The organism is Thiorhodococcus mannitoliphagus (assembly GCF_010915725.1).
GTDB lineage: Bacteria > Pseudomonadota > Gammaproteobacteria > Chromatiales > Chromatiaceae > Thiorhodococcus > Thiorhodococcus mannitoliphagus.
In genome coordinates this window covers 1-8368 of the sequence record NZ_JAAIJR010000184.1, presented here as the reverse complement: position 1 = coordinate 8368, position 8368 = coordinate 1, and the positions used below count along the sequence as shown (strand labels likewise).

6 protein-coding genes and 1 pseudogene are annotated in these 8368 nt (G+C 57.4%); 3 read left to right on the top strand and 4 right to left on the bottom strand.

All coding sequences use genetic code 11. The features are described from left to right. Positions 1-402, bottom strand: a pseudogene (locus G3480_RS23955) (IS66 family transposase); the annotation flags it as partial. 436 nt (positions 403-838) lie between these two features. Between G3480_RS23955 and G3480_RS23950 the strand changes: the two are divergent. Together G3480_RS23950 and G3480_RS23945 are read left to right on the top strand one after the other, a co-directional pair. Continuing rightward, entirely contained in the window at positions 839-1759 is a 921-nt protein-coding gene (locus tag G3480_RS23950) for a peptidoglycan-binding domain-containing protein (protein WP_164656754.1), read from the top strand. 481 nt (positions 1760-2240) lie between these two features. Next, positions 2241-3122, top strand: coding sequence for a hypothetical protein (locus tag G3480_RS23945; protein ID WP_164656753.1), 882 nt, complete (start codon positions 2241-2243; stop codon positions 3120-3122). 477 nt (positions 3123-3599) lie between these two features. Here the strand turns inward: G3480_RS23945 and G3480_RS23940 are convergent, their stop codons facing one another. The 3 genes from G3480_RS23940 to G3480_RS23930 all read right to left on the bottom strand — a co-directional run bounded on the left by G3480_RS23940 (position 3600) and on the right by G3480_RS23930 (position 6086). Next, positions 3600-3800 (bottom strand): hypothetical protein, encoded by a 201-nt coding sequence (locus G3480_RS23940; protein WP_164656752.1) that lies wholly within the window; start codon positions 3798-3800, stop codon positions 3600-3602. Between the two features lie 710 nt (positions 3801-4510). Next, on the bottom strand, positions 4511-4825 hold the full coding sequence (locus tag G3480_RS23935; RefSeq protein ID WP_164656751.1) for a P-II family nitrogen regulator: 315 nt from the start codon (positions 4823-4825) through the stop codon (positions 4511-4513). Positions 4826-5081: 256 nt separating this feature from the next. Further along, on the bottom strand, positions 5082-6086 hold the full coding sequence (locus G3480_RS23930) for a sodium-dependent bicarbonate transport family permease (RefSeq protein WP_164656750.1): 1005 nt from the start codon (positions 6084-6086) through the stop codon (positions 5082-5084). Positions 6087-6911: 825 nt separating this feature from the next. On the opposite strand from G3480_RS23930, the gene G3480_RS23925 reads away from it, so the two are divergent. Next, positions 6912-7946 carry a transposase gene (locus tag G3480_RS23925; protein ID WP_164656749.1) on the top strand — a complete coding sequence of 345 codons (1035 nt, stop codon included), beginning with the start codon at positions 6912-6914 and terminating at the stop codon, positions 7944-7946. The last annotated feature ends 422 nt before the right edge of the window (positions 7947-8368 follow it).

Sequence of the window (8368 nt, the reverse complement as noted above, 5' to 3'; positions counted from 1 at the left end):
AACGTCGCCGTCGATCAGAGCAACGCCATCGGTGGATTCAACGTCGTCGGCGCGAATCAGACGCAGAACGGCATCAGTGGTCAGGTCTCGGTGTTCTAACACCCGCCAGGCAATGTCCGCTGTCCAAAACGGGGGCTGAATGGCCCCCGTTTTCGTTGCTACCCCTAGGCGGTAACTTCTCAATAACTCAAGGCTCCGGCTCAGTGTCCAGACCTCGTCACGGACGCGTTCCTGATCCTGGCGCCGGCGCTCATTGAGCGGGATGAGCTTGTGAATCAAGCGCTCGGCGCGCATCCAGCAGAGGGCATGCAGCAGGATGGCGAACTGTCCGGCACCATCGCTGACGATGGCCAGCTCACGCGAGAGGCCTTCCGCCAGCAGTCCGCCGAGCAAAGCAGGCAACGGTTGCGATGCGCTGATGACGCCGTGCCTTGGTGATTCCAAGGGTCTTGAGCTGTGCCTCCCACGCCGCGGTGGTTGCAGACTCTACCACCGGGTGGGCCGCGAGCGCTTGGCACAGCGCGCGAGGCAGACCCTCGTCATTGCGGCAATCACAGGGATCGCTCGCTTGCAGGAGTTGGAGAAATGCCCTGCTCACACGTGAGAGGATCACGATCAACGTACTCTTCGTGCGGTTGACAGCACGACTGGCCCTGAATCTACTTAGAGCGTCAGGGGTGTGCGCTCGTCACAACCGCGCACCATGAAGGCTCGCCACTGTAGTTTGCTCTTGTCGCATCGTCGGTCATTGCAAACGAATGTTCCGGCAATTCGTCGTTTTTCGAATGATGTCCGGGCATGATCCAAGAATTCTGCCCGACAAAGGCAGGTCACTTTCATGCAACAGCTCCTCCGCAACAAGAAAATCGTTTCGGCGGCGTTCAACGCTCAACCGTTTGCGTATGGCGAGAACGGCGATCATGTTGCGTTGTTTCAGAAAGCCCTCTTTGGCCTCGGGTACGATTTGCCGCGCTCTTACGTGAGCGCATCTCGCAACGGCCCTGAATTCGACGGAATCTTTGGCGAGGAGACGCAGGAAACTACGAGAGCGTTTCAGACGGAGCAGATGTTAAAGGATGATGCGGTGGTCGGAGAGCAAACCATTTTTATGATCTCGACGCGTTATGGATTGATTCCAGTGGTCGTCCCCCATAAGCGAGATCTGCTGAATCGGACAGGGCGACTTTTTCATAGCAGAGCGGCTGTGATCGCGTCGATTGCGGAAAGCTTCATCAAAGAGATGAACTTCTATCTCGGGACATTAAAGGTATCATCTGACGACTATCGGAGAATGCGACGCTACCTGGCCAGTGGCTTGATCAGCGTCAGCGTCTTAAGTCAGAAGCGTTTCCTCAACGTCAAAGGACGCAAAGAAGCCGTCTACGAGACGAAGAACAACAGAATTGTTCTTCGCGAAGACAGGAACTACTTTACTCGGTTGGGACAGGCGACGTGTGTCCATGAACTGACGCATGCGATCCTCGACGATCGTCGCATCCCAATTCCCACCGCATCCCGCGACGAAGCCATTGCAGTTCTCGCGGAGGCGTTCTATCTGACCAAGCGTTTTCGAATGTCTTTCGCCCTTGATCGACCAAGTGTACATGTTCCGTCGACCTACACGGCAGCACAACCACTGATCGACGCGATCATGGCGAGTAAAGCGCAAGCGAAAAAGGACATCCGGTCATTTCAGCAAGAAGTTATGAGGCGGAATCGCATTGCACCATTGAGCAAGTATATCTACGACGGCATCTGACCGCGCACCGCTAACGCCCACAACCATTCTGCCCGCATCGATCCTCTTCCGATTCTCAGACGAAAACGGAGCCTTCTGGTTTACAACCCTTTCGGCACCACGCATCACGGGATCAGCGTTGCCCTTCCTTGCTTCTTCCCACTCAAGAGCAGTCCGCTACGGCAAGGCCGGATGACGATCGTGGAGCTTGGTTCTCCCGGCGAGACCTTTGCTGCCCTTCCCGTGTCTTCCCCTGAGTTGATGCCTTCCTCAGAGAGGTGTCGGCTCAAACAAGAAGACGACGCTTTCCTTGAATAATGTTGGCATCAAGCGAACAGAAAGCTAGTTCACACCAGGCTCAAGCCCTTACAAGCTCGCATAGAACCGCGATTTCACACGGCTTAGCGGGCGATTTCTTGAGGTTGGCGCATTTTCTGCTTTTGCTAGTCACGCACAGCGTCGGATCCCTTTTCTTACAAAATCACGGATTGTGGAGAAATCGATGAATAAGTTCACCAAAATGTTCCTGGTTGGCATGCTACTCGTTCTCGCTGCTGCGAATTTGGTAAATGCCGATCCGACTGTCAACAACATCATGAGAATCGACACTCAAAATAGATTGGGTGGAGACACCCCTGGTTTAAAAGAGAATGTCGAATTTTGGAGCTTAAGGCCAACTGAATCTGGCAACGATGATATCGATCTGCTCGACTATGGTCTGGATGGGAGCGATTTTCCCGGCGCCTTCATCTGGGAAATCGATAGCAACGGTGAGGATTATACCCAGGTCTTTGACTCAACCGGCGCATTGGCGATCTTCACCGAAGAGAACCAAATATTCGATGCCTACGGCGTTCTGCAATGCACAGCGCATAAAGAAGGCGATCTGATTAAACTGCGGCAGCTATCAAATGGCTCTGTATTGTTAACGGCGTCAGAGTTTGGCTATGTGTTTTCGGGAAATTTGGACGCACTTCCTGACCCAAACACAGCGGCGTGGCAACGCCTTATTGACGAGCAGCTTGCTTACGAGTTCGATGACGATCGACTCTACAAAGTACGAAACGGCCGGACTGAGATCGCAGGCCGTGCAGACGTTAGTCTGCAAGAGGCTAACCCGATGCGGAAGCTGATTATTAGTGCCCTTTTCGAAGGTGTCTGTGGTGTAGAAGCAGTCGATATTATCGGCGAAAATGAGAGCGTTGGGGATGGGCGCGACTTTCCTGACAGCTTCATCTGGGATGTCGACTCTACAGAGGAACTACGTTGCCAATCGCAGAGATGCAGAGATCGTCAAAGACGACGAATTTTTCGCGCAAATTGTCGCCTGGAAGGTGGTTATGCCATTGGATGGACTTGTACAATACCTGAGGGCGGCAATTGATGTTCAAAATCGCTGCTGCCGGACAGTCGGGTAGCCGGGTGACGTTATCGTCACCCGGCCCCAGCAGAGTCGCGCCGAATTCAAGGGCTTAGAACGGCTGTGCAACACGGACTTGGGGTTGTTGGCCCAAACCGCCGATTTGATGCACTAAGGCAGAGGACTGGCGACCTCCTGGGATGCACCACGACAACTCAGACGGTTACGGGCCATAACGGAGAGCCACCGACGTTTGGAGACCCGTGTCGGAAGTCGACACGAGGACGACTTAGCCCCTAACCCGCGGTGCGCCAACTAGGTCATCGACAGCCGAATGTCCGTCGGTGTCAACGATAACTAGCTGAACTATTGAGATAAGTTGGTAAGATGGCGGCCTCCGATGACCCGAAGCGATAAAGTCCTACTGCATACTTCCGGCGGTTCGGGCCAACAACCCCTAGTCCCGATGGCTCGCCGTCCATTGCGGACCGCTAGGGTCGATTAGCGTCTCTTCAAATCGGCATCGTCAATGCCCCTGAGATCGATCTCGGCACGCACCTGCTCGCACAGGAGCAGAACGTCGCCGTCGATCAGAGCAACGCCATCGGTGGGTTCAACGTCGTCGGTGCGAATCAGACGCAGAACGGCATCAGTGGTCAGGTCTCGGTGTTCTAACACCCGCCAGGCAATGTCCGCTGTCAAGAAACGGGGGCCTTCGGGTCCTCGTTTTCGTTGAGGATCCTAGGCGCACTTAACCTCCTCTAAGCCCGAGATATCTGGGTGATCCCTCTGGCACGCCCCGCCAAGAGTCCGGGACAGCACGACCAAAAAGAAAGGCCGGTAACCCTCTGCTAAAGTCGAATTTGTGGCAATGCACCCTGCCAGAACGCATCGGGCATGCCCGTGATCCTGCCAGGGATCTTGTCCTGGAGGAACGCATCTCTGAACTCCGGGCTGAATCCTGCAAGCTACCGACCCGCGCAAGGCCAATCGCGAAGGCGGTGGGCGGCTTCATCCAACCCCGATTTCGCGGTTTTATTTCGAGGTCCGCCGACACACTTGCTCGGTGCTGCCGTCGTGTCTGGCACCGCGGCGCTGGTATGGGTGGGCGCTGCCGTGTCCGTCTTGGTCTTCGTTGTGGCAGCAACTGGCCAACTGCTGTCCGTTAGTCCTTCCTGAGGCTGGCGATGGCCGGGCGCGTGCTCCAGCGTGGCGCCCGACCCAAAGGAGACATAACGTTTAGATGATCTGCGGAAAATCGCCTCGCGTCCGTCTCCGCGACTGGTCACATGGTACAGCGCGCCAGTAAATGCGAGACGAAGAGGCTTGTCCATGCCCTCAAGTCTATGAGTCCCTTCTTCTAGACGCCTAGAACTCGCTCTTGCCATCCCTGGCGAGGGTTCAGGCTGAGATCAAAGGCTGTGTGCGTACAGCACCTCGATATCGTCGAGGTAGATGAGGCCCGAGAAGTTGTCGAAGTACTTGTCGGCGACCTGCTTGGCGATCGCCCGGGAGACGCCATCGTTGGCGGTGATGACCTCGATCTTGATGTTCGAGAAGGTGTCCGAGACAGCGGGCTGACCGGACGAGCGGGTATTGCGGCTGCCAACGCCACCAGCAGCCATCACGGTGTAGCCGGTGGCGCCGGCCGCTTGGATGATTTTGGTGACCTTGCTCAGCAGCACCTTCTCGGTGACGATGACGAGTTTGGTGGCCGTCTGTGTCATGTGTCGATACCTCTTAGCGTTGATCGGCGGGGCCTGGTCGTGCTTCTACATGGCTTCCCGTCCCCGACTTTTCACAGTGATTGATGCTGACTGGCGAGTCCCTGAGGCAGCCGGTTCGTCCTTTCGGTTATCGCCTTGCCCCGCCTCTTGTGGCGCTCAAGCGCGGCGTCCCTGCCGTCGACGACTCCGAAAACGACGCCGTCCATCCCAAGAGCGGTTCAGCAAGCGCTGCTTTCGGCCATAGCCGGGCGACGCGTCAGGAGCCGAAAACCACCTGTGCCAGGCCGATGTAGAGCGGGATGCCGATGGCGATCGCGACCGGGGTGCCGATACTTGTCGATGCGCCGATGTAGGACGACGGATTGGCCGTCGGTATGCCGGCGCGCAGTGTCGGCGGCCCCGAGATGTCCGAGCTCGAGCCCGCGATGATGGCCAAAAGCACGACACCGCCTGGGCTGAAGCCGACCAGTACATGAGCGATGTAGCCGAGCCCGAACGCGATCAGCCCGTGCACGAGCGGCATCAGAGCAGCGTAAACGGCGAACCAGTGGGCGACGCGTCGGAGTTCGTTCAGCCGGGCGTATGCCTCGATGCCCATGATCAGCATCAAGACCGACAGCAGACCACGGAACAGCGGCTCGTAGAAGGTGTCGACGACCTTACCTGGGTTCGTGAACAACCCGAGGGCGATCCCCAGCAATAAGGCCGACAGCGCCGAGCCCTGCAGGCTTTCCTTGACGATTGGCCAGATCTGCACCTTTTCGCCGGAGCCATCCTTCTTTTTCAGGTAGACACTGGCGAGCACGATGGCGAGGACCAGCGCCGGGATGTCCATGAACGGGTAGAGCGCCGCGGCCCAGGGTTCGTAGGCGATGCCGTCGTTCTCCAGCACCACCATCCCCGCGGCGAGCGTCGATCCGCTGACGGCACCGAACAGGCCAGCGGTCGCGATCCCGTCCTCGGTGCGGATGCCAGGCAGCATGGCTAGCGTGTAGCGGCCGATCACGACGATCAGGCACCCCACAAACACCGCGATCAGCGCGGGGAGCAGCATCGCCGCGAGATCCGCCTCGCTGATCGCCATGCCGCCCTTCAGGCCGACCTTCATGAGCAGCATGAAGACAATGAATTTATAGATGGAATCGGGGATCGTCAGCCGTGAACCGAGCGCGGCGATTAGGATGCCGCCCAACAGGAAGGCCAATGTTGGCGATTGCAGCTGGTGCAAGAACCGCGCGCCGAAGTCTAGCAATACATCCACGTTGTTAACTCCTCGTTGTGTGCACTACTCGCAGCGTGGCGTCGTCGTGATGACGGCGCGTCTGCTGTGTCGTTTAGGCCGTCGCTCGATGCCACTGGCTGACTCGCCAGACGACGAGCGCAACGCGACTACTGAGACCGGAGAGATCGATACTTGGCAATGCGCTCCAGGTGCGTATTCGACCGATGCTGAGTCTCTCCCGAGCCCTATTCGGGCGACCTGGAGCAGGCCATGACGGCCTTACGTGGAAGTATGCGGGCGGTCTGCCCCGACCAGATATCAGACTTTCGGAGCAAAAGCATAGATTAGAATCTATAGATTCAGCAGTTACGATCGACTTCTTTATAACTATTCAGGATCCCTTGCCACGCCACGGAGCTAGACGACCTGTTTTGACGAGCTATGCTGAATTCTGGCGTATGAGCGCGGGCTTCCGTCGGGGTTTTCGCGCTGGCTGAGAAGGCTCAGGATCGCCTGTTCCAAGGCATGGATCGCAACCCCGCTCAATGAGGCCGCACTGGCCAGAGCATGGATGGCGCGCTGCAGTGAGCCTTGCCACCCATCAGTTTCATGTAGACAATTTGACTATCGCTATTGACAGATGAGATTGACTCAAATTGGGAACGGTTGCCTCGCTTGCGCGTGAGATCGAACGCGGTCTTCGACAGATTCATCCTGGCTGCGAAAAACGATCTTGAAGAAACTCCCGCTCAACACCTATCGGTTTCCCGAAATCAACCGGAACAGCCGCTCCAAGCCTGCGTAGCCAGGCCATCCTGGCCTGGTTTGCCAGGGCTGGAAGCCCTGGCTACATAAAACCGATAGGTGGTGAGGAAACTCCCGCCCACCATCGCCGCAGCGATTCAGACCCAGACGGCCAACACCGCCCAGTGGGCGGCGGTCCTGCCGATCGAGACCGAACAGGACGACATGCGCTTGCAGTGGATTGCCCGTCTGTTGGCCAATCCCTTATTGGACAGCCGAATGATCATGGAGCCGTTGGCGCGGCATCAGTTGGGCGAAGCCGCGCGCCACGGGCAAGTGGTGGTGTTGAGCATGGACCAAACCGACTTGGGCGATCGCTTTGCGATTCTGATGGTCAGTGTGCGCGTCGGGGATCGGGCCTTGGCGCTGTGCTGGACGGTGGAGGCCGGCGCGGCCAATCTGGGCTTCGAGGCGCAACGCGAGGTCCTGGACTGCGTGGCCGGTTGGTTGCCCGCGGGCGCGCCGGTGCTGCTGGCGGGCGATCGTTTTTATCCCTTGGTCGCGTTGTTTCAGTGGTTGGACGCCCAGGGTTGGGGGTATCGGTTGCGCTTGAAGGGCAATCATGTGGTCGATGTCGGGCGTGCGGACATCACCTGCACCGCCGATTTGGCCAAGGGCATCTCGTTGGGTTTCGCGCCGGGGGCACGTTTGTTTCAGGACGGCGTCGAGACCAACATTGGCATCTGGCATGAAGCCGGGCATGAGGAGGCGTGGATCATTGCCATGGACTGCCAGCCCACGGCGGCTACGATCCGTGATGACGGCTTGCGCTGGAGCATTGAGCCGATGTTCTCGGATTTCAAAACACGTGGGTTCGGTCTGGAAGATACTCAGCTGCGCTACCCCGATCGCGTCGACCATTTGGTGTTGATCCTAAGCCTGGCGATGCATTGGTGCACCGACACCGGCCGTCGCGATGCCTTGGAATCACCGACGCCGCTGGAGCAAAAGGCGACTGGACAAACCGATCCCGACCACTGGATCTTTCGCAAGCTTGCCCGCTCCTGTCTGTCCTGGTTTCAACGGGGTCTGAGAAAACTCCTGCGGCTCGCTGAACTTGGGCGCCCCTTGCCCTGCTTTGCTCCCTCTGGATGAAACTGATAGGTGGTGAGGGCTGCGATATTCATCACTTGCACATAAAGTATGTGAGCGATCTTGAGTTCGCGACTTCTCCATCCTGATAGCGGAAAGTCGCTCACGGCGCAACGAGGGACAAGCCGCAACCCATTGAAGCGGTGAAGCGAGGTTTCCAGCAGGGGAAAGAATCTTGCCGCTTACCTCAGCGAGAACACGGCATGCAAACTTCGGTGAGGGCCTGGTTCTTAGAGAGCGCCCATCAATTATTTCCCGCTGCGAGCGATGCCGCCCGAAATCCCCCCCTGGCCCATAGCCGTCAGGCTAGCGGTATTTTCATTTTAAATCAATATTTTACGAGCGCACCCCATAACTTCTCAATAAGTCATGGCACCCAATAAAACAGAGACTTAGAATCAAAAGAGTCGCACTTCTGCGCCTCA

Excerpts from the sequence above, each read along its gene's own strand:
- G3480_RS23945 (WP_164656753.1), top strand. The coding sequence starts at position 2,241 with ATGAATAAGTTCACCAAAATGTTCCTGGTTGGCATGCTACTCGTTCTC.
- G3480_RS23935 (WP_164656751.1), bottom strand. The coding sequence starts at position 4,825 with ATGACACAGACGGCCACCAAACTCGTCATCGTCACCGAGAAGGTGCTG.
- G3480_RS23950 (WP_164656754.1), top strand. The coding sequence starts at position 839 with ATGCAACAGCTCCTCCGCAACAAGAAAATCGTTTCGGCGGCGTTCAAC.